Source organism: Rhodovulum sp. ES.010, from assembly GCF_900142935.1.
GTDB lineage: Bacteria > Pseudomonadota > Alphaproteobacteria > Rhodobacterales > Rhodobacteraceae > Rhodovulum.
The window spans coordinates 2,284,400-2,303,824 of sequence record NZ_FSRS01000001.1 but is presented as its reverse complement, the minus strand read 5'-3'; the positions used below and the strand labels follow the sequence as shown (position 1 = coordinate 2,303,824).

Annotated in this window: 19 protein-coding genes; 13 read left to right on the top strand and 6 right to left on the bottom strand. The window is 69.3% G+C overall.

Features of this window, described 5'->3' with window-relative positions:
* Positions 1 to 39: 39 nt before the first annotated feature.
* A complete protein-coding gene (locus BUR28_RS11225) occupies positions 40 to 264 on the bottom strand; it encodes a YdcH family protein (RefSeq protein WP_074220205.1) in 225 nt (74 codons plus the stop codon).
* 36 nt (positions 265 to 300) lie between these two features.
* Entirely contained in the window at positions 301 to 519 is a 219-nt protein-coding gene (locus BUR28_RS11220; RefSeq protein WP_175566940.1) for a hypothetical protein, read from the bottom strand.
* Positions 520 to 711: 192 nt separating this feature from the next.
* On the opposite strand from BUR28_RS11220, the gene BUR28_RS11215 reads away from it, so the two are divergent.
* The 5 genes from BUR28_RS11215 (at position 712) to BUR28_RS11195 (ending at position 5,390) form a co-directional block, all read left to right on the top strand.
* Positions 712 to 1,647, top strand: coding sequence for a hydrogen peroxide-inducible genes activator (locus BUR28_RS11215; RefSeq protein ID WP_074220203.1), 936 nt, complete (start codon positions 712 to 714; stop codon positions 1,645 to 1,647).
* Between the two features lie 214 nt (positions 1,648 to 1,861).
* Positions 1,862 to 2,482, top strand: a complete 621-nt coding sequence (rpsD, locus tag BUR28_RS11210) for a 30S ribosomal protein S4 (protein WP_074220202.1) — start codon at positions 1,862 to 1,864, stop codon at positions 2,480 to 2,482.
* Between the two features lie 141 nt (positions 2,483 to 2,623).
* Positions 2,624 to 3,709: a histidinol-phosphate transaminase gene (gene hisC, locus BUR28_RS11205; RefSeq protein ID WP_074220201.1), complete on the top strand. Its 1,086-nt coding sequence runs from the start codon at positions 2,624 to 2,626 to the stop codon at positions 3,707 to 3,709.
* The gene (locus tag BUR28_RS11200) at positions 3,706 to 4,626 is read left to right on the top strand and encodes a prephenate/arogenate dehydrogenase family protein (protein ID WP_074220200.1); all 921 of its coding nucleotides are present in this window, start codon (positions 3,706 to 3,708) and stop codon (positions 4,624 to 4,626) included. The genes hisC and BUR28_RS11200 overlap by 4 nt, the downstream gene beginning before the upstream one ends.
* A complete protein-coding gene (locus tag BUR28_RS11195) occupies positions 4,623 to 5,390 on the top strand; it encodes an extensin-like domain-containing protein (protein ID WP_074220199.1) in 768 nt (255 codons plus the stop codon). The genes BUR28_RS11200 and BUR28_RS11195 overlap by 4 nt, the downstream gene beginning before the upstream one ends.
* A gap of 48 nt (positions 5,391 to 5,438) precedes the next feature.
* Here BUR28_RS11195 and BUR28_RS11190 read toward each other — a convergent pair whose 3' ends face one another.
* Entirely contained in the window at positions 5,439 to 6,440 is a 1,002-nt protein-coding gene (locus tag BUR28_RS11190) for a DUF2125 domain-containing protein (protein ID WP_074220198.1), read from the bottom strand.
* A 64-nt stretch (positions 6,441 to 6,504) separates the two neighbouring features.
* Between BUR28_RS11190 and BUR28_RS11185 the strand changes: the two genes are divergently transcribed.
* The 3 genes from BUR28_RS11185 (at position 6,505) to BUR28_RS11175 (ending at position 10,065) form a co-directional block, all read left to right on the top strand.
* A complete protein-coding gene (locus BUR28_RS11185) occupies positions 6,505 to 7,047 on the top strand; it encodes a gamma-glutamylcyclotransferase (RefSeq protein ID WP_074220197.1) in 543 nt (180 codons plus the stop codon).
* A 62-nt stretch (positions 7,048 to 7,109) separates the two neighbouring features.
* On the top strand, positions 7,110 to 8,312 hold the full coding sequence (locus BUR28_RS11180) for a biopolymer transporter ExbB (RefSeq protein ID WP_074220196.1): 1,203 nt from the start codon (positions 7,110 to 7,112) through the stop codon (positions 8,310 to 8,312).
* A gap of 4 nt (positions 8,313 to 8,316) precedes the next feature.
* Complete coding sequence (locus tag BUR28_RS11175) at positions 8,317 to 10,065, top strand: peptidoglycan -binding protein (protein ID WP_074220195.1); 1,749 nt, start codon at positions 8,317 to 8,319, stop codon at positions 10,063 to 10,065.
* Here the strand turns inward: BUR28_RS11175 and BUR28_RS11170 are convergent.
* The 3 genes from BUR28_RS11170 to gloB form a co-directional block, all read right to left on the bottom strand.
* On the bottom strand, positions 10,062 to 10,598 hold the full coding sequence (locus tag BUR28_RS11170; RefSeq protein WP_175566939.1) for a M23 family metallopeptidase: 537 nt from the start codon (positions 10,596 to 10,598) through the stop codon (positions 10,062 to 10,064). The genes BUR28_RS11175 and BUR28_RS11170 overlap by 4 nt on opposite strands.
* Positions 10,599 to 10,663: 65 nt before the next feature.
* Positions 10,664 to 12,994, bottom strand: coding sequence for an ATP-dependent Clp protease ATP-binding subunit ClpA (gene clpA, locus BUR28_RS11165; RefSeq protein ID WP_074220193.1), 2,331 nt, complete (start codon positions 12,992 to 12,994; stop codon positions 10,664 to 10,666).
* A gap of 163 nt (positions 12,995 to 13,157) precedes the next feature.
* A complete protein-coding gene (gloB, locus tag BUR28_RS11160; RefSeq protein WP_139307557.1) occupies positions 13,158 to 13,925 on the bottom strand; it encodes a hydroxyacylglutathione hydrolase in 768 nt (255 codons plus the stop codon).
* Positions 13,926 to 13,991: 66 nt separating this feature from the next.
* On the opposite strand from gloB, the gene BUR28_RS11155 reads away from it, so the two are divergent.
* The 5 genes from BUR28_RS11155 to atpD all read left to right on the top strand — a co-directional run bounded on the left by BUR28_RS11155 (position 13,992) and on the right by atpD (position 19,425).
* Positions 13,992 to 14,738: a class I SAM-dependent methyltransferase gene (locus BUR28_RS11155; protein ID WP_074220192.1), complete on the top strand. Its 747-nt coding sequence runs from the start codon at positions 13,992 to 13,994 to the stop codon at positions 14,736 to 14,738.
* Positions 14,739 to 14,998: 260 nt separating this feature from the next.
* Positions 14,999 to 15,559, top strand: coding sequence for a F0F1 ATP synthase subunit delta (locus BUR28_RS11150; protein ID WP_074220191.1), 561 nt, complete (start codon positions 14,999 to 15,001; stop codon positions 15,557 to 15,559).
* Entirely contained in the window at positions 15,560 to 17,098 is a 1,539-nt protein-coding gene (atpA, locus tag BUR28_RS11145) for a F0F1 ATP synthase subunit alpha (RefSeq protein ID WP_074220190.1), read from the top strand. It abuts the gene before it with no gap.
* 14 nt (positions 17,099 to 17,112) lie between these two features.
* Positions 17,113 to 17,982, top strand: coding sequence for a F0F1 ATP synthase subunit gamma (locus BUR28_RS11140; RefSeq protein WP_074220189.1), 870 nt, complete (start codon positions 17,113 to 17,115; stop codon positions 17,980 to 17,982).
* Between the two features lie 18 nt (positions 17,983 to 18,000).
* Entirely contained in the window at positions 18,001 to 19,425 is a 1,425-nt protein-coding gene (gene atpD, locus BUR28_RS11135; protein WP_074220188.1) for a F0F1 ATP synthase subunit beta, read from the top strand.

Genomic DNA, 19,425 nt, shown 5'->3' with positions numbered 1-19,425 from the left:
GAACAGTGCCGGTGGGGGGCGGCACCGTTCCGTCGGCTTTCACGCCGTCGTACGCTGCGCCCGCGCAATGGTGCGAAGCGCCCCGTCATAGTCCGACAGCGTGTCCTTGAGCCGCAGACGTTCGCGCTTGAGCGCGGTCAGCCGGGCAAGGTCGGGCAGGGGGCGGCGATACTCGGCGCGCACCTCCTCGTCCAGCGCGCGGTGTCGGGCGCGCAAGGTCTCGATCCGTGCGCCGAGGCCGTCTCCGGCGATCTGTCTGGGCATGTCCAAGCCTCCTATCCATCCGTGGCGGTTGAGAAATCAGTCGTGCGGCGTGGCGCCGGCATAGGCCGGCAGTCCATTGTAGCGTTCGATCGTCTCGACATTGGGCCAGCGCAGGCTGCCGTCGATACGGTGGAGCAGGCGCGGTATCTCGCGCGCGATCTCCGCCTCGTGCGGCGTGGCCAGGAACCGGCAGCGCCAATGCGGCACGCTCTCGCCGGGTGTCGCGCGCTCGGGCCACATGGATCTCGCCCACATGCCCGGCCGCCGGGCCCCCGGTTGCGGCGGCGATCTGGGTCAGGCCGGACTGGTCGAGCATGGAACCTCCCTGCGGTGATGGCGATCCCGCCTTACCGACAATGTGGGGGTGGTCGGATGCGGATGGTATCCTATGCTCTTGTTGAGTCCGATTGGAAAAACCTATCGGAAACGCCGCGCACGGGGCCCCTGATGAGCCGGGAACCTACCTTCAAGCAGTTGCGCTATTTCGTGACCCTCGCGGAATCCGGCCATTACCGGAAGGCGGCCGAACGGCTGGGCATCACGCAACCTTCGCTCAGCCTGCAGATCGCCAACCTCGAGGAGGTCCTCGGCCTGGTGCTGGTCGAGCGCGGGCGCGCGGGCGCCGTGCTGACGCCCGCCGGGCGCGAGGTGCTGGCCCGCGCGGCGCGCATCATCGGCGATGTGGGCACGCTCGGCGACATGTCGGAACGGATGCGCACCGGCATGGCCGGCACGATCCGCCTGGGCGCGACGGCGACCTTCGGCCCCTACATCCTGCCCAACGTCGTCCGCCGCCTGCACGAACGCTTCCCCGAGTTGCGGCTCTACATCCACGAGGGGGCGCCCCGGCGCCTGCTCGAGGACCTGCTGGCCGGGCGCCACGACCTGATCCTGACCCAGTTGCCTTTGCAGTCCTCGGACGTCACGGTCGAGCGGCTGTTCCGCGAGCCCCTGAAACTCGCCGTCGCGCGGACCCATCCGCTCGCCCGTGCGGCGCGCGTCACGGATGCCGACCTTGCGGGCCAGACGGTGCTCTCGCTCTCCCGCGCCTTCACCCTGCACGGCCAGATCGAGGCCCTGTGCCGGGAGGTGGGCGCGAATCTGCTGCAGGATTACGAGGGCACGAGCCTGGACGCACTGCGCCAGATGGCGGCGATGGACATGGGGCTGGCCTTCCTGCCCGCGCTCTACGTCCAGTCCGAAATCACCGGTCGCGGCAACGATGTCGCGGTCCTGACCTTCCGCCGCGACCGCTTCGTGCGGTCCATCGGCCTGGCCTGGCGGGCAACGGCGGGCGACGAGGCGGGGTATCGCCGGTTCGCCGAGATCGTGCGCGAGGTGGCGGCGGGCGATTTCCGCGGGCTGGTCGTGCCCGAGGGGTAGCGGGCGCCGGGGCGTCCGCGCGGCCGCGCCGGTCGGACAGGGGGCATTGACACCTTCGCGCGCATCCGTATAAGCGGCCCATCCCGGCCCCCGCGGCCGGGTCTTTCATTGGTGTTGGTGGCCCCCGCAAGGGGATGCCTGTCGGGCCGAAAGGCCAAAGGACAACGCCCTTCATGGCCGCCCTTGGGCGGTGCCCTTTTGAAGGAGATCAGCCGTGACCAAACGCACGTCTGCCAAGTACAAGATCGACCGCCGGATGGGCGAGAACATCTGGGGCCGTCCGAAATCCCCGGTCAACCGCCGCGAATACGGCCCCGGCCAGCACGGCCAGCGCCGCAAGGGCAAGCTGTCCGACTTCGGCATCCAGCTGCGCGCCAAGCAGAAGCTCAAGGGCTATTACGGCGACCTGACCGAGAAGCAGTTCCGCCGCATCTTCGCCGAGGCCGAGCGGGTCCGCGGCGATACCGGTGAAATCCTCATCGGCCTGCTGGAGCGCCGGCTCGACGCCGTGGTCTACCGCGCCAAGTTCGTGCCCACGATCTTCGCCGCGCGGCAATTCGTGAACCACGGCCACGTGCTGGTGAACGGCAAGCGCGTGAACATCCCCTCCTACCGCGTCAAGGAAGGCGACGTGGTCGAGGTCCGCGAGAAGTCCAAGCAGATGGCCGCCGTGCTCGAGGCCGTGCAACTGGCCGAACGCGACGTGCCCGATTATCTCGAGGCCGACCATTCCAAGATGACCGCGACGTTCGTGCGCACGCCCGGCCTGTCGGACGTGCCCTACCCGGTCATGATGGAACCGAACCTCGTCATCGAATTCTACGCGCAGAACTAGGCGTCGGCGCATCCGAACGGCCATTGGCGGCCCGTCCTGGATGCAGGGCGGGCCGTTTCGCGTCTGCGGCGCCCGCGCCCCGCTCTTCGGACTGGCCTTGAAAGGACCCTTCGGCTAGGGATGCCCGCCAAGGAGAGACCCATGAACCGCATCACGCCCCAGCCCGGGATCCTGGAGATCGCCCCCTATGTGGGCGGACAGTCCCGGATCGCCGGCCGCGACGACGTGGTCAAGCTGTCGTCGAACGAAAACCCCTTCGGCCCCTCGGAGCGGGCCAAGGCCGCCTTCGCGCGCACGGCCGGATCGTTGCATCGCTACCCCTCGACCGACCATGCCGAACTGCGCGCGGCCATCGGCGAGGTGCACGGGCTGGACCCGGCCCGCGTGATCTGCGGGGTGGGCTCGGACGAGATCATCACCTTCCTCTGCCAGGCCTATGCCGGCCCCGGCAGCGAGGTGATCTATACCGCGCACGGCTTCTCTATGTACCGCATCTCGGCGCTCGCGGCCGGCGCCACGCCCGTCGAGGTGCCCGAGCGGGACCGTACCGTCGATGTCGACGCGATCCTCGCCGCCTGCACCGAGGCGACGCGGCTGGTGTTCATCGCGAACCCGGCGAATCCCACCGGCACGATGATTCCGGCGGAAGACACCGCGCGGCTCGCCGACGGCGTGCCCGACGGCGCGCTGGTGGTCCTCGACGGCGCCTATGCGGAATTCGTCGACGGCTTCGATGGCGGCAAGGCGCTGGTCGAGGCGCGCGAGAACGTCGTGATGACCCGCACGTTTTCCAAGATCCACGGGCTCGGCGGCCTGCGCATCGGCTGGGGCTACGGGCCGGACGAGGTGATCGCGGTGCTGAACCGCGTGCGCGGGCCGTTCAACCTGTCGACCACGCAGCTCGACACCGCCGAGGCGGCGCTGCGCGACACCGACTACACCGACCGCTGCCGGGCCGAGAACGCGCGGCTGCGCGCCTGGATGGTCGAGGCGCTGAACGGGATCGGTGTCCCGACCGACGCGAGCTTCGCCAATTTCGTGCTGCCGCGCTTCGCCGACCCGGACGAGGCCGCCGCCTGCGACGCGTTCCTGAAATCGCAGGGGCTCATCGTGCGGCAGGTGGCCGGCTACCAGCTGCCGAACTGCCTGCGCATCACCGTGGGAGACGAGCCCGCCTGCCGCCGGGTGGTCCATGCCATCGCGCAATTCGTGGAGCGTGCGCGATGAGCCCGCTTTACGATCGCGTCGCGCTGATCGGGCTGGGGCTCATCGCGGGGTCGATGGCGCTGGCGATGCGCCGCGCGGGGCTGGCGGGCGAGGTCGTGGGCACCGCGCGCTCGGCCGAGACCCGCGCCACCGCCGCCGAGATCGGGCTGGTCGACCGGGTGGTGGACACCGCCGCCGAGGCCGTCGAGGGCGCCGATCTCGTGGTTCTGGCCGTGCCGGTCGGTGCGATGGCGGCGCTTGCCGAAGAGATCGCGCCGCATCTGAAACCCGGCGCGACCGTGACCGATGTCGGCTCGGTCAAGCGGGCGGTGATCGATACGGTCGCGCCGCATATCCCCGAGGGCGTGCATTTCATCCCCGGCCACCCGCTCGCGGGCACCGAGCATTCGGGGCCGCGCTCGGGCTTTGCCGAACTCTTCGACAACCGCTGGTGCCTGCTGGTGCCCGTCAACGGAAGCGACCGGAACGCGGTCGCCCGCCTGCGGGCGCTCTGGGAGGGGATCGGCGCCCATGTCGACGAGATGGACCCCGACCACCACGACCTCGTCCTGGCCGTGACCAGCCATGCGCCGCACCTCATCGCCTACACGATGGTCGGCGTCGCCGACGACCTGCGGCGCGTCACCGACAGCGAGGTCATCAAGTATTCGGCCGCCGGCTTCCGCGACTTCACCCGGATCGCCGCCTCGGACCCGACCATGTGGCGCGACGTGTTCCTGACCAACAAGGACGCGACCTTGGAAATTCTCGGCCGGTTCACCGAGGAGCTCTTCGCGCTGCAACGCGCGATCCGCACAGGTGACGGCGAGCAACTTTTCGAGTATTTCACGAGGACAAGGGCGATCCGGCGCGGCATCATCGAGGCCGGGCAGGACACCGACGCCCCGGATTTCGGCCGGACGAAGGTGCATTCATGACGCGTCTCTTGCCAATTCTGCTGAGTTTCTCGCTGCTTGCGGGGTCCGCTGCGGCGGCCGCCACCGAAGCCTCCCCGCGCCCCGAACCGCGCCCCGCGCAGGCCAAAGGTCTGTCGCACGCCGTGCTGCCGGCGCTGGGCCGTTCGCTCCGGCCGGTGCCGCGGCCCGCGCTTCCCACGCTCGTCGCGGCGACATCGGCGGGAATCCGCACACAACCGTCTGCGGTCCTGACCCGCAAGCGCGGCGCGATCTGCGGCGATCCGGCCATCCGGGGCGAGGTGCTGGCACCGATCGCGGGCCGCATACGGGGCTGCGGCGTCGAACGACCCGTGCGCGTGACGGCGGTGGATGGCGTGCCGCTGACCCGGCCCGCGACGGTGGACTGCACCACGGCCCGCGCGCTGCGCGCCTGGGTGGCGAGCGGCGTGAAGCCGGTGGTCGGGCGGACGGGCGGCGGCGTCGCTTCGATCAAGGTGGTCGCCGACTACGCCTGCCGCACGCGCAACAACCAGCCCGGCGCGAAGCTCTCCGAACACGGGCGCGGGCGGGCTGTCGATGTCGCCGCGATCAACCTGCGGAACGGGGCGTCGATCAGCGTGCTCAACGGTTGGCGCGACCCGAAACAGGGGCGGCTGTTGCGGGCCATGCACAAGGCGGCCTGCGGGCCGTTCGGAACGGTGCTCGGGCCGGACTCGGACCGCTTCCACCAGAACCATTTCCACCTCGACACGGCGCGTTACCGCAGCGGGGCCTACTGCCGCTAGGGGCGGGGCCGAACGGCGCCCCCGAGGCGCCAGCCGCGTGGACCGCGCCTAGCGGATCGTGAAATCCGGGGCGGGGCCGAGCGGCACCGGGCCCAGCCAGGTCTGCCCGGCGGCGAAGCGCAAGGCCACGTCCAGCGTTTCGGGCCGCCCCGAAAGCCCCGCGAGAAGCCCCAACCCCTGCTCGACGCGGTCGGCCAGCCCCTCGGGCAGCCGCCCCGAGGCGCGCGCGATCTCCACCATCTCGCGCCAGTTCGTCGCCCGCACCGTCAGCGTCCCCGCCGGCCGGCCGTCCGCGTTCACGTCCAGCTCGCCCGCCGCCTCAAGCGCCAGATCGCCCCAGCGCGCGTCGAGCTTGCCGATATCGACCGCGGTGATCTGCGGCCGGCGATCCTCGATCGCGGTGCGATCCCACGGCGCGTCGAAGGCCAGCACCGCGTCGACGCGCATGTGCTGGAAGACCTCGGGAAGCAGGCCCGCCCGGTCCAGCAGCGCGACGAGGGGGGCGGGCGGGCGCATCTCCTCGGCGTTGAAGTCCACCGCGTAGGTCGCGGGCCGCCCCTCCACAGCCTGCACCGCCAGGTCGGCCCGGGCGAGCGCGGCGTTCCAGTCCGCCGTCGAGGCGAGCGACACCCGCTCCAGCGTGAAGGCGCCCTCGGCCAGTTCCAGCGCCACGCCGGGCCGGAAGCCCAGCCGCCCCTCCATCCGGCCCGCGCCCAGCGCGATCTTCTGGTCGGGCGTCGCGATCTGCTGGGAGGCGGGCCAGATCGCCGTGACCCGCTGCGGCCGGTGGCTTTCGGCCTCGATGCGGAACGTGGGTGCTGTCCAGGCAAGGCCGGTGTCCGGGTCGGCGAGCATCAGTCCGCTCAGCGCCGTGTCGAAGCGCAGCGGATAGCCCGTGACCTCGATGGTGGCGTAGTCGGCCGCCCAGCCCTCGGCGCGCCGGGTTTCGATCCATCCGGCCAGCCCGCGTTCCAGGCCACGCGCGGCAAGCGCCCAGTAGGCTGTCCACAGCACCGCCGCCGCGATCGCCAAGGTCAACAGAAGCCGCATCTGGCCCCCTTTCGCCTGTCCCCCGAATGAGGTTTACAGGGGTCGGGAGACAAGGACCAGCAGGATGCGCGACGCACTTTGGGTCTTCGGCTACGGCTCGCTTTTGTGGAATCCGGGATTTCCGGTCGCCGAGCGGCGGCTGGCGCGGCTCGACGGCTGGCACCGCAGCTTCTGCATGCGCTCGATCCACCACCGCGGCACCGAGACCGAGCCGGGTCTCGTGCTCGCGCTCGACGCGGCGGCGGGGGCGGCCTGCCATGGCGTGGTGCTGCGTGCCGAACCCGGCAGCGAGGCGGCGACGCTGGCCTATCTGCGCGAGCGCGAGCTGATCTCGTCGGCCTATTTCGAGACGGAGCTCGACGTGGTCTTCGAGGACGCAAGCGACGGGCTGACCTCTCTGGCCTATGTGATCGATCCCGACCACGTGCAGTATTGCGGCGGCCTGCCGCTGGAGGATCAGGCGCAGATCATCGCGCGGGCGGCCGGCGGCATGGGGCCGAACGACGAATATCTTTTCAATACCGTCGAGCACCTCATCGAGCTGGGGATCGAGGACCCGGACCTGTCGTGGCTGGCGGCGCGGGTCCGGACGCTGAAAGGGCAATGATTGTTGTTCGACCGGGGATGATCCCCTAGAGTTTGGGGCGAACACAACGGGTAGGCCCACCCATGGACATGACCGACCGCGAGGCCGAGCCGCAGTTTTCCCGACCGCTGCGCCAGATCCTGCTGATGCTCACCTCGATCGTGCTGTTCTCGACCGGGGCGTATCTGGCCTATCCGCAGGTCGCGCCGGTCTTCCTCGCCAACCCCTATCTCAACGGCGCGATCTTCCTCGTCTTCGTGATCGGCGTGCTGGCCTGCTTCCTTCAGGTCGTCCAGCTGATCGCCTCGGTGCGCTGGATCGAGGATTTCGCCGCCGGCACGCCGGGGCACGAGGTCACCCGCGCGCCGCGGCTCCTTGCGCCGCTCGCCGCGCTCATGCGCAAGCGGCGCGGGCGGCGGATGCAGATCGGCGCGGCCTCGGCGCGCTCGATCCTCGAGTCCGTCGCGACCCGCATCGAGGAGGCGCGCGACATCACGCGCTACATCGTCAACCTGCTGATCTTCCTCGGCCTTCTGGGCACTTTCTACGGGCTTGCCACGGTCGTGCCTGCGGTGGTCGAAACGATCCAGTCGCTCGCGCCGCAACAAGGCGAAAGCGGGGTCGAGGTGTTCGGCCGGCTGATGACCGGGCTCGAGGCGCAGCTTGGCGGCATGGGCACCGCCTTCGCCTCGTCGCTCCTGGGGCTTGCGGGCTCGCTGGTGGTGGGACTCCTGGAGCTTTTCGCGGGGCACGGCCAGAACCGCTTTTACCGCGAGCTCGAGGAATGGCTGTCCTCGATCACCCGGCTCGGCTTCACCTCCGGCGACGGCGAGTCCGAGGCGGGGGTCGAGACGGGGCTGCTGGCGGCCACGCTCGACCAGTTGGCCGAGCAGATGGAGGGGCTGCACGCGCTGTTTTCCCGTGCCGACGATGGACGGCAGGCGCTGGAGGGGCGGGTCGGCGATCTGGCCAACGCGGTCGAGACGCTGGGCCGCGCGCTCGAGGGCCAGCTCGGCCAGAGCGAGGCCGTGACCGCCGCGCTGAACCGGGTCGCGGAGGGCCAGGAACGCGCGGCGGCGGCCATCGAGTCGCGGATGGGCGAGGAGGGCGCGATGGCCGATGCCGAGGCGCGCATGCGGCTGCGCTCGATCGACGTGCAGTTGCTGCGCATCCTCGAGGAAATCTCCGCCGGACGGCAGGAAACCGTGACCGACCTGCGTGGCGATCTCGCGGCGCTGGGCCGGGCGCTGTCGAAGCTGTCGCCCGAGGGCGAGCGGTGGAGTTGACGCGGTGGCCCTGACGCGGCGCAGCGGGCAACGGTTCCAGGCGTCGATCTGGCCGGGTTTCGTCGACGCGATGACGGCGCTCTTGCTGGTGCTGATGTTCGTCCTGTCGATCTTCATGATCGTGCAGGAGATGCTGCGCGAGACGATCACCGGGCAGGAAAGCGAACTCTCGCAACTGAACGCCGAAGTCACGGCGCTGGCCGATGCGCTGGGCATGGAACGGCGGCGGACGGCGGACCTGGAGGCGGAGGTGGGCGAACTCGGCTCGGCGCTCGGCGCGGCCCGCGCCGAGGCCGAGGAACGCGCCGCGCTGATCGAGTCGCTTCGCGGCCGTGTCGCGGCGCAGGAGGCCGATCTCGAGTCTGCGCGCGCCTCGATCACGGAGTTCGAGGTGCGGGTGGCCGAGTTGGTGGCGCAGCGCGACACCGCGCGCGACCGGGGTGCGACGCTCGCCGAGGAGGTCGCGGCCCTGGAGGCGCGGCGCACCGAACTGGCGGCGGAACGCGACCGGCTCTCGCAGGCGTTGGCAGCGACACGGTCGGAGGTGGACGCCCAGGCCGAGGCCGCGCGGCTGGCGGCGGCCCGGCGCGAGGCGCTGGAGGCGCTGATCGCCGAGTTGCGCGCGGAGGCCGCCGAAAGCGACGAGGCGCGCGCCGCGCTGGCGGGCAAGGTCACGGCGCTGGAAGAGGCCCTGTCCGAGGAAGAGGCCGCGCGCCTGGCCGAGGCGGCCGCAGCCCAGGCCCTCCGGGAGCGGCTGGCCGGCGCGGATGACGAATTGACGGCGATGACGCTCGCGCTGGAGGACGAACGGCGCCGGGCGGAAGAGACGCTGACCCTGCTGGCCGCGGCGGATCGCGCGCGCGACGAGGCGCAGGCCGAACGGCAGGCCGCCGAGGCCGCGGCGGAAGCGGCCCGCGCGGCCGAGGCCGAGGCCGAGGCGCTGGCGGTACGGCGGTTGAGCGAGGCCGAGCGCCGCTCCGCGCTGCTGGACCAGGCCAACCGCCTGCTTGCCGAGGAGGAGGCCGCCTCCGCCGAGAGCCAGCGCCGTGTCGCCCTGCTGAACCGGCAGGTCGCCGCGCTGCGCCGTGACCTGGGCAGCCTTCAGGCGCTTCTGGACGACGCCGAGGAGCGCGAGGCCGCGGCCCAGGTGCAGATCGACTCGCTTGGTACACGGCTCAACGCCGCGCTGGCCCGGGCGGCGGCCGAGGAACGCCGGCGCGCCGAGCTGGAGGAGGCCGAGCGCCGGCGGCTGGAGGAAGAGGCGCGCCGGCTCGAAGAGGAGAAGAAGAACCTCGAGAACTATCGCTCGGAATTCTTCGGCCAGTTGCGGCGCCTGCTGGCGGGGCGCGAGGGCGTGCGGATCGTGGGCGATCGTTTCGTCTTCTCCTCCGAGGTGCTGTTCCGCCCCGCCGAGGCGACGCTGTCGCCCGACGGGCGCGCCCAGATCGCCAATGTCGTCGCGATCCTGCGCGACGTGGCGGACCAGATTCCAAGGGACATCGACTGGATCCTGCGCGTCGACGGCCATACCGACGATGTGCCGCTGGCCGAGGGGGCGGAATTCGCCGACAACTGGGAACTCAGCCAGGCCCGCGCGCTGTCGGTCGTGCGCTACATGGTCGACGACCTGGGCTTTCCGCCCGGACGCCTCGCGGCGGCGGGGTTCGGCGAGTTCCAGCCCGTGGCAGAGGGCGACAGCGCCGAGGCGCGCGCGCAGAACCGCCGGATCGAACTCAAGCTGACGGAGCGCTAGAACGCGCCGCCCGGGCGCGGATAGGGGGGCGGATCCTGCCAGAGCGTGCGCCCGCGCGGCGCGTCGCAGATGACGGGATCGTCCGGGGCGAAGGGGTCCACGGCGCGGCCGCGGTGGCGCAGCTCGAAGCCCAGCATGGGACGCGCCGCCGCGCCGCTGGTGCCGACGCGCCCCAGCCGCGTGCCCCGCGCGACGCGCCGGCCCACAGGCACCGCGACGCTGCCGGGGGCGAGGTGGCAGTAGCGCGTCTGCCAGCCGGCGCCGTGGTCGAGGATCACGCCGTTTCCGCAATCTCCGGGGCGCGCGGGGGCCGCGTTCGGGCCGTCCGGCCGCCCGTCGCGTGTCGCGATGACGCTGCCGGGGGCGGGGGCGAGGATTGCCGTGCCGGGCGGGGCCGCGAACTCCGTCCGCACGAGACCGTCGCGGCTGAGGGGGCCGCAGGTGTAGTCGGCCGCCCCGGGGCCGGGATCGCGGTCGACATGGGCGGCGAGGTTGCAGTCATAGCCGGGCCAGCAGTCGATCGGCAGCGCCAAAAGAATGTCCCCCGCGGCTGGCGGAGCCGCGAGGGACAGAGCGAGCGCCTGGAGGGCGCGGAAGATCACTCGGCGGTGAGCAGCGGCGGCTTCTTCGAGTCGAGCCGGCGCTTCTCGGGCTCGTCGACCTGCAGGTCGATCTCGCCATCCTTGATGCCGACCTTCACGACACCGCCCTTGGCGAGCTTGCCGAACAGCAACTCCTCGGCCAGCGGCTTCTTGATCGTCTCCTGGATCACGCGGCCCAGCGGGCGCGCGCCCATCTTGTCGTCGTAGCCCTTCTCGGCCAGCCATTCCGCCGCCGGCTTGGTGAGCTCGATGGTGACGTTGCGGTCCAGAAGCTGCGCCTCGAGTTGCAGGACGAACTTCTCGACGACCTGCAGGATGACGGATTTCGGCAGCGGCTGGAAGCTGATGACCGCGTCCAGACGGTTGCGGAACTCGGGTGTGAAGGTCCGCTCGATGGCGGCGGTATCCTCGCCCTCGCGCCGGTCGCGGCCGAAGCCGATGGCGGCCTTGGCCTGTTCGGTGGCGCCGGCGTTCGAGGTCATGATCAGCACCACGTTGCGGAAATCCACCTGCCGACCGTTGTGGTCGGTCAGCTTGCCGTGATCCATCACCTGCAGCAGGATGTTGAACACGTCCGGGTGCGCCTTCTCGATTTCGTCGAGCAGCAGCACGCAATGCGGGTTCTGGTCGACCCCGTCGGTCAGGAGGCCCCCCTGGTCGAAGCCGACATAGCCCGGGGGCGCGCCGATCAGGCGCGAGACCGCGTGCTTCTCCATGTATTCCGACATGTCGAAGCGCAGCAGTTCGACGCCCAGCGTGCTGGCCAGCTGCTTGGCGACCTCGGTCTTGCCGACGCCCGTGGGACCGGCGAACAGGTAGTTGCCGATGGGCTTCTCGGGTTCGCGCAGGCCCGCGCGGGCCAGCTTGATCGAGGCCGAGAGCGCCTCGATGGCCTTGTCCTGGCCGAAGACCACGCGCTTGAGCGTGCCTTCCAGGTCCTTGAGTACCTTGGCGTCGTCCTTGCTGACGTTCTTCGGAGGGATCCGGGCGATCTTGGCGACGACCGCCTCGATCTCCTTGGTGCCGATGGTCTTGCGCCGCTTGGATTCCGCGACCAGGTGCTGCGCCGCGCCGGCCTCGTCGATCACGTCGATGGCCTTGTCGGGCAGCTTGCGGTCGTGGATGTAACGCGCGGACAGTTCCACCGCCGTCTTGATCGCGTCCGAGGTATACTTGATCTCGTGATGCTGCTCGAAATAGGGCTTGAGACCCTTGAGGATCTTCACAGCATCATCGACCGAGGGCTCGGTCACGTCGATCTTCTGGAACCGGCGGCTGAGCGCGCGGTCCTTCTCGAAATGCTGGCGGAACTCCTTGTAGGTGGTGGAGCCCATGCAGCGCAGCTTGCCGCCCTGCAGCGCGGGTTTCAGCAGGTTGGAGGCGTCCATCGCGCCGCCCGACGTGGCGCCCGCGCCGATCACCGTGTGGATCTCGTCGATGAAGAGGATCGCGTCGGGGTGCTCTTCCAGTTCCGAGACGACAGCCTTCAGCCGCTCCTCGAAATCGCCGCGATAGCGCGTCCCGGCCAGCAGCGCGCCCATGTCGAGCGCGAAGATGGTCGCGTTCGACAGCACCTCGGGGGTTTCGCCCGAGACGATCTTGCGCGCGAGACCCTCTGCGATGGCGGTCTTGCCCACGCCCGGGTCGCCGACCAGCAGCGGGTTGTTCTTGCGGCGGCGGCACAGCACCTGGATGCAGCGCTCCACCTCGTGCTCGCGGCCGATCAGCGGGTCGACGTCGCCCTTGCGCGACTTGGCGTTGAGGTCGACGCAGTACTTGGCCAGCGCGGATTCCCGCGCCTCGCCCGACTCGCCTTGGCCCGGGGATTGCGCCTCCTCCTCGAACTCGCTGGCGCCGGTGATCGGGCGATGCTCCCCGAAGGAGGGGTCCTTGGCGACGCCATGGGCGATGAAGTTCACCGCGTCGTAGCGCGTCATGTCCTGTTCCTGCAGGAAATAGGCCGCGTTCGATTCCCGTTCGGCGAAGATCGCGACCAGCACGTTGGCCCCCGTCACCTCGGTCCGGCCCGAGGACTGCACGTGGATCGCGGCGCGCTGGATCACGCGCTGGAACGCGGCGGTCGGCACCGCCTCGGAGCCCTCGATGTCGGTCACCAGGGTCGACAACTCGTCCTCGATGAATTCCGACAGGGTCTTGCGAAGCTCCTCGAGGTCGACCGAGCAGGCCTGCATCACCTTGGCCGCGTCGGGCTCGTCGATCAGGGCCAGCAACAGATGTTCAAGCGTGGCAAGCTCGTGCCGTCGGGCGTTGGCCAGCGCGAGCGCGGCGTGGATGGCTTGCTCGAGTGTGTTCGAAAACGAAGGCACGAGACGTGCTCCTTTCTTCCTGTGGCCGACGGGGCTTCGCCCTGTCCTGACCGTGGCCTCTCGGGATTAAGTTTTGGTGTTTGTGACGACGCTTCAAGTTTTTTCTGTTCAAATCTTGGCCGCCGTCACGCAAACGCCCTGTTTTTCGGCGCTCGCCCTTCGCTCAGAAGCGGTCCTTCCGCGCCCGGATCTCGGCGAAGACCTCCGCGTCGGACGCATCGGCGAGGCCGACGGCCGCCTTGACCTCGGGCCGGTCCGCGCGCAGGAACGGATTCGTCTCTATCTCCTCGGACAGCCGCGCCGGCACGGTGGGCGTGCCCTCGGCGCGCAGCCGCCCGATCTCCTCGGCGCGGGCGTTCAGTGCGGGGTTGTCCGGCTCGACGGTCAGGGCGAATTCGGCGTTCTTCGCGGTGTATTCGTGGCCCGAATAGACCAGCGTGTCGGCGGGCAGGGCCGCGAGCCTGGACAGGCTTTGCCACATCATCTCCGGCGTGCCCTCGAACACCCGCCCGCAGCCCAGCGCCATCAGGCTGTCGGCGGTGAACACCGCGCCGGTGCCAGGAAAGTGATAGGCGATGTGCCCGACCGTGTGGCCCGAGACGTCGAGCACGCGGCCCGTCTCGCCGCCCACCGCCACGCTGTCGCCCTCGGCGACCGCCAGGTCCAGCGGGGGCAGGCGGTGGGCATCGGCCGCCGCCCCCACGACGCGGGCGCCGTGCGCGTCGCGCAGCGCCTCGACGCCGCCGATATGGTCATGATGGTGATGGGTGATCAGGATGTCGGTCAGCCGCCAGCCGCGCGCGGCCAGCGCGGCCTCGACCGGCTCCGCCTCGGGCGCATCAACCACCGCCGTCGCGCCGCTGTCCGCGTCATGCAGAAGGTAGGCGTAATTGTCGCTGAGGCACGGCACGGTGACGATCTCGAGGGGCATGGCAATCTCGCTCCGCATGGCTATCTTTATCCCCGACACCCTGGCCCGGAGGCAGCGCCCGACGCAATGCACCTCGACGTCCTGGACCTGAGGAACTTCTACTACCGCACCAATCTGGGGCGCGTCGCGCAGCGGGCAATCCGTGACCAGGTGCTGGACCTCTGGCCCGAGGCGCGCGGGCAGAACGTGGTGGGCTTCGGCTTCGCGGTGCCGCTCTTGCGGCCGTTCCTGGCCGACTCGCGCCGGGTGATCGCGCTGATGCCGGGCCAGCAGGGGGTGATGCCCTGGCCGGCCGGCGAGCCCAACATCTCGGTGCTGTCGGAGGAAACCGCCTGGCCGCTGCCCGACGGCTTCGTCGACAAGCTGGTTCTGCTCCACGGGCTGGAGACCAGCGAGAACCCGGCCGCCGTGCTGGAAGAGGCGTCGCGCGTCCTCGGCCCCGGCGGACGGGCGCTGTTCATCGTGCCGAACCGCTCCGGGCTCTGGGCGCGCCGCGACGGCACGCCGTTCGGCTTTGGCCGGCCCTATTCCAACGGCCAGCTCGAAGCGCAGCTGCGCCGCCATGCCTTCGAGCCGCAGACCCACCGCGCCGCCTTGTTTTCCCCGCCCACGGCGCGGCGATTCTGGCTCAAGACCGCGCCGATGTGGGAAAATGCGGGGCGTCGCATCTCTGCCTATTACGCGGGCGGCGTGCTGATGGTGGAGGCAACCAAGCGGGTCTACCGCCCGACGGGCTTGTCCGTGCGGGACGAGCTTCCGCGCCCGTTGCGGGTGCTCGAAGGGTTGCCGCGGCCCGGCGCCGAACCCGCCTGAGCCCAGCGATCAAGGGCTTTCGCCGCCCTGCGGCATGTTGCTCCCGGTGCGGCGCCGCGCCCCGATTTCGCTTGCCAATCCCCGCCCCCGGCGCGACCGTCGCACCCGGGCAAGATATGCCCGTCTAGGCGGTTGCGAGGGGCCCCGTGCTCTGCTACACCCACGCCGATTTCGGAGCGTGCCCGTCCGGGTGCGCCGCTTGATCTGCCCCGACCCGTTACCGCGGCGTGCCCGGGGCCACAGACATCGGAAGGGTTGACGTGTCCGAACCAGCCTCGATTTCGTCCGGCATCGCCGCGCGATACGCCACCGCTCTGTTCGAGATCGCCAAGGAAGCCAACGCCCTCGCGGCCCTGGAGGCCGATATCGACATGGTCGAGGCCGCGCTGGCCGAAAGTGCGGATTTCCGCGACCTGATCTCCTCGCCCGTCTATTCACGCGAGGCGCAGTCCGCCGCCGTCGCGGCGCTTGCGCCGAAGATGGGGCTGGGCGAGATGACGGCGAACACGATGCGGCTGATGGCCTCCAAGCGCCGCCTGTTCGCGCTGCCGCAACTGGTCGTGCAGCTGCGCGACCTGATCGCCCGCGAGAAGGGCGAGGTCAGCGCCGAGGTGGTCTCCGCCAAGCCGCTTTCCGACGCGCAGAAGGCCCGGCTCGCCGAGGCGCTCAAGGCCAATGCCGGCAAGGACGTCAAGATCAATGTCTCCGTCGATGAAGGTCTCATCGGCGGGCTCGTCGTCAAACTGGGCTCGAAGATGATCGACACCTCGGTCCGCACGCGGCTCAATGCACTCCAGAACACCATGAAAGAGGTCGGATAAATGGGTATCCAAGCAGCTGAGATCTCTGCGATCCTCAAGGAGCAGATCAAGAACTTCGGCCAGGAGGCCGAAGTCGCAGAGGTAGGCCGCGTGCTGTCGGTCGGCGACGGCATTGCCCGTGTTCACGGTCTCGACAACTGCCAGGCCGGCGAGATGGTGGAATTCCCCGGCGGTATCCGCGGCATGGCGCTCAACCTTGAGGCCGACAATGTCGGTATCGTGATCTTCGGCTCGGACCGGGACATCAAGGAAGGCGACACCGTCAAGCGCACCAACTCGATCGTGGACGTGCCTGTGGGCGACGCGCTGCTGGGCCGCGTGGTCGATGCGCTGGGCAACCCGATCGACAACAAGGGTCCGATCGAGGCCGCCGAGCGGCGCGTGGCCGACGTCAAGGCGCCGGGCATCATCCCGCGTAAATCGGTGCACGAGCCGATGGCCACCGGCCTGAAATCGGTCGACGCGATGATCCCGATCGGCCGCGGCCAGCGGGAGCTCATCATCGGCGACCGCCAGACCGGCAAGACCGCGGTGGCGCTCGACACGATCCTGAACCAGAAGGTCTATAACGAGGCCGCGGGCGACGACGAGGGCAAGAAGCTCTACTGCGTCTATGTCGCCGTCGGCCAGAAGCGGTCCACCGTCGCCCAGCTGGTCAAGAAGCTGGAAGAGACCGGCGCGATGGCCTACTCGATCGTCGTCGCCGCGACCGCGTCGGACCCCGCGCCGATGCAGTATCTCGCCCCCTACGCCGCGACCGCGATGGGCGAGTATTTCCGCGACAACGGCCGCCACGCGCTGATGGTCTACGACGACCTCTCGAAACAGGCCGTCTCCTACCGCCAGATGTCGCTGCTGCTGCGCCGTCCGCCGGGGCGCGAGGCCTACCCGGGCGACGTGTTCTACCTGCACTCCCGCCTGCTGGAACGCTCGGCCAAGATGAACGAGGATTTCGGCGCCGGCTCCCTGACCGCCCTGCCGATCATCGAGACCCAGGCCGGCGACGTCTCGGCCTTCATCCCGACCAACGTGATCTCGATCACCGACGGCCAGATCTTCCTCGAAACCGACCTGTTCTACCAGGGCATCCGCCCCGCGGTGAACACCGGCCTGTCGGTCTCGCGCGTGGGCTCGTCGGCCCAGACCGACGCGATGAAGTCGGTCGCCGGCAAGATCAAGCTGGAGCTTGCGCAGTACCGCGAGATGGCGGCCTTCGCGCAGTTCGGCTCTGACCTCGACGCCTCGACCCAGCGCCTGCTGAACCGCGGCGCGCGCCTGACCGAGCTGATGAAACAGCCGCAGTATTCGCCGCTGACCAATGCGGAAATCGTCTGCGTGATCTTCGCCGGCACCAACGGCTATCTCGACAAGATCGACGCCAAGGACGTGACCCGCTACGAGGCCGACCTGCTGAACTACCTGCGCAACAAGCACCAGGACCTGCTCGACGACATCACCAACAACGACCGCAAGGTGAAGGGCGAGTTGCAGGAGAAGATCACGGCCGTCCTCGACGAATTCGCCAAGACCTTCGCGTGAGCGGGGCGGGATAGATGCCGAGCCTCAAGGACCTCAAGAACCGGATCGACAGCGTCAAGTCGACGCGAAAGATCACGAAGGCCATGCAGATGGTCGCGGCGGCCAAGCTCCGCCGCGCCCAGGAGGCCGCCGAAAACGCGCGCCCCTATGCCGCGCAGATGCGCAAGGTGATGAACGGGCTGGCCGCCTCGGCCACCGGCGCCGCCAACGCGCCCAGGCTGCTGGTCGGCACCGGCCGCGAGGACGTGCATCTTCTCGTGGTCATGACCGCCGAGCGCGGTCTGTGCGGCGGGTTCAACGCGTCGATCGCGAAACTCGCCCGGGCGCGGGCGAACCAGCTGATCGGTGCCGGCAAGACGGTCAAGATCCTGACCGTGGGCCGCAAGGGTCGCGAACAGCTCAAGCGCGATTTCGGCGACATGTTCGTCGGCCATGTCGACCTCAGCGAGGTCAAGCGCATCGGCTATGCGAACGCGCGCGAGATCGCGCAGGACGTCATCGGCCGCTTCGACGCCGGCGAGTTCGACGTCGCGACGATCTTCTTCAACACGTTCAAGTCGGTGATCAGCCAGGAACCGACCGAGCAGCAGATCATCCCCGCGGTGTTCGACGAGCCCGAGGAGAGCGCGACCGTCTACACCTACGAGCCGACCGAGGGCGAGATCATGGCCGAGTTGCTGCCGCGCAACGTCGCCACGCAGATCTTTGCCGCGCTGCTGGAAAACGGCGCCTCGGAACAGGGCGCGCGGATGTCCGCCATGGACAACGCCACGCGCAATGCCGGCGACATGATCGACAAGCTGAACCTCGAGTACAACCGCTCGCGTCAGGCCGCGATCACCAAGGAACTGATCGAAATCATTTCGGGCGCCGAGGCGCTCTAGAGGAACCGGAGAAACCAGATGGCACAAGCTGTAGGCAAAGTGACCCAGGTGATCGGCGCCGTCGTCGACGTGCAGTTCGAGGATCACCTGCCCGAAATCCTGAACGCGCTCGAAACCGACAACAACGGCAAGCGGCTGGTGCTCGAGGTCGCCCAGCACCTCGGCGAAAGCACGGTGCGCGCGATCGCGATGGACGCGACCGAGGGGCTGGTGCGCGGCCAGAAGGTCACCGATACCGGCGGCCCGATCTCGGTGCCGGTGGGCGATGCGACCCTCGGCCGGATCCTGAACGTGATCGGCGACCCGATCGACGAGAAGGGTCCGATCGAGGCGAACGAGACCCGCGCGATCCACCAGCCTGCGCCCGATTTTTCGGACCAGGCGACGTCGTCCGAAATCCTCGTCACCGGCATCAAGGTCATCGACCTGCTGGCCCCCTATGCCAAGGGCGGCAAGGTGGGCCTCTTCGGCGGGGCCGGCGTTGGCAAGACGGTTCTGATCCAGGAGCTGATCAACAACATCGCCAAGGTGCACTCGGGGCTGTCCGTGTTCGCCGGTGTGGGCGAGCGCACCCGCGAGGGCAACGACCTCTATCACGAGATGATCGAGTCGGGCGTTCTGACACCCGACAACCTGACCGACTCGAAGATCGCTCTGGTCTACGGCCAGATGAACGAACCGCCGGGCGCCCGGGCCCGTATCGCTCTGACCGGCCTGACCCTGGCCGAGCAGTTCCGCGATGCCACCGGCGCCGACGTTCTGTTCTTCGTCGACAACATCTTCCGCTTCACTCAGGCGGGCTCGGAGATGTCGGCCCTTCTTGGCCGGATCCCCTCGGCGGTGGGCTATCAGCCGACGCTGGCGACCGACATGGGCGCGATGCAGGAACGCATCACGTCGACCAAGAACGGTTCGATCACCTCGATCCAGGCCGTGTACGTGCCCGCGGACGACCTGACCGACCCGGCGCCCGCCACGACCTTTGCCCACCTTGATGCCACCACGGTTCTCAACCGTGCGATCTCGGAACTCGGCATCTACCCGGCCGTGGACCCGCTCGACTCGACCTCGCGCCTGATGGATCCGCTGATCATCGGCGAAGAACACTATCAGGTGGCGCGCGACGTGCAGGGGATCCTGCAACGCTACAAGTCGCTGCAGGACATCATCGCGATCCTCGGCATGGACGAACTGTCGGAAGAGGACAAGCTGACCGTGGCCCGCGCCCGGAAGATCCAGCGCTTCCTCTCGCAGCCCTTCGACGTGGCCAAGGTGTTCACCGGCTCGGACGGCGTGCAGGTGCCGCTCGAAAAGACCATCGCGTCCTTCAAGGCCGTGGTCGCCGGCGAATACGACCACCTGCCCGAGGCCGCCTTCTACATGGTCGGCGATATCGACGAGGCGGTGGCCAAGGCCGAGAAGATGGCGGCCGAAGCGGCCTGA

What these genes read in the sequence shown, in the direction of transcription:
- BUR28_RS11180 (WP_074220196.1), top strand. Translation starts at nt 7,110, where the DNA reads ATGGACATGACCGACCGCGAGGCCGAGCCGCAGTTTTCCCGACCGCTG.
- BUR28_RS11195 (WP_074220199.1), top strand. Translation starts at nt 4,623, where the DNA reads ATGACGCGTCTCTTGCCAATTCTGCTGAGTTTCTCGCTGCTTGCGGGG.
- BUR28_RS11190 (WP_074220198.1), bottom strand. Translation starts at nt 6,440, where the DNA reads ATGCGGCTTCTGTTGACCTTGGCGATCGCGGCGGCGGTGCTGTGGACA.
- BUR28_RS11225 (WP_074220205.1), bottom strand. Translation starts at nt 264, where the DNA reads ATGCCCAGACAGATCGCCGGAGACGGCCTCGGCGCACGGATCGAGACC.
- BUR28_RS11215 (WP_074220203.1), top strand. Translation starts at nt 712, where the DNA reads ATGAGCCGGGAACCTACCTTCAAGCAGTTGCGCTATTTCGTGACCCTC.
- gloB (WP_139307557.1), bottom strand. Translation starts at nt 13,925, where the DNA reads ATGCCCCTCGAGATCGTCACCGTGCCGTGCCTCAGCGACAATTACGCC.
- BUR28_RS11185 (WP_074220197.1), top strand. Translation starts at nt 6,505, where the DNA reads ATGCGCGACGCACTTTGGGTCTTCGGCTACGGCTCGCTTTTGTGGAAT.
- BUR28_RS11155 (WP_074220192.1), top strand. Translation starts at nt 13,992, where the DNA reads ATGCACCTCGACGTCCTGGACCTGAGGAACTTCTACTACCGCACCAAT.
- BUR28_RS11200 (WP_074220200.1), top strand. Translation starts at nt 3,706, where the DNA reads ATGAGCCCGCTTTACGATCGCGTCGCGCTGATCGGGCTGGGGCTCATC.
- hisC (WP_074220201.1), top strand. Translation starts at nt 2,624, where the DNA reads ATGAACCGCATCACGCCCCAGCCCGGGATCCTGGAGATCGCCCCCTAT.
- BUR28_RS11140 (WP_074220189.1), top strand. Translation starts at nt 17,113, where the DNA reads ATGCCGAGCCTCAAGGACCTCAAGAACCGGATCGACAGCGTCAAGTCG.
- atpD (WP_074220188.1), top strand. Translation starts at nt 18,001, where the DNA reads ATGGCACAAGCTGTAGGCAAAGTGACCCAGGTGATCGGCGCCGTCGTC.
- atpA (WP_074220190.1), top strand. Translation starts at nt 15,560, where the DNA reads ATGGGTATCCAAGCAGCTGAGATCTCTGCGATCCTCAAGGAGCAGATC.
- BUR28_RS11220 (WP_175566940.1), bottom strand. Translation starts at nt 519, where the DNA reads ATGTGGGCGAGATCCATGTGGCCCGAGCGCGCGACACCCGGCGAGAGC.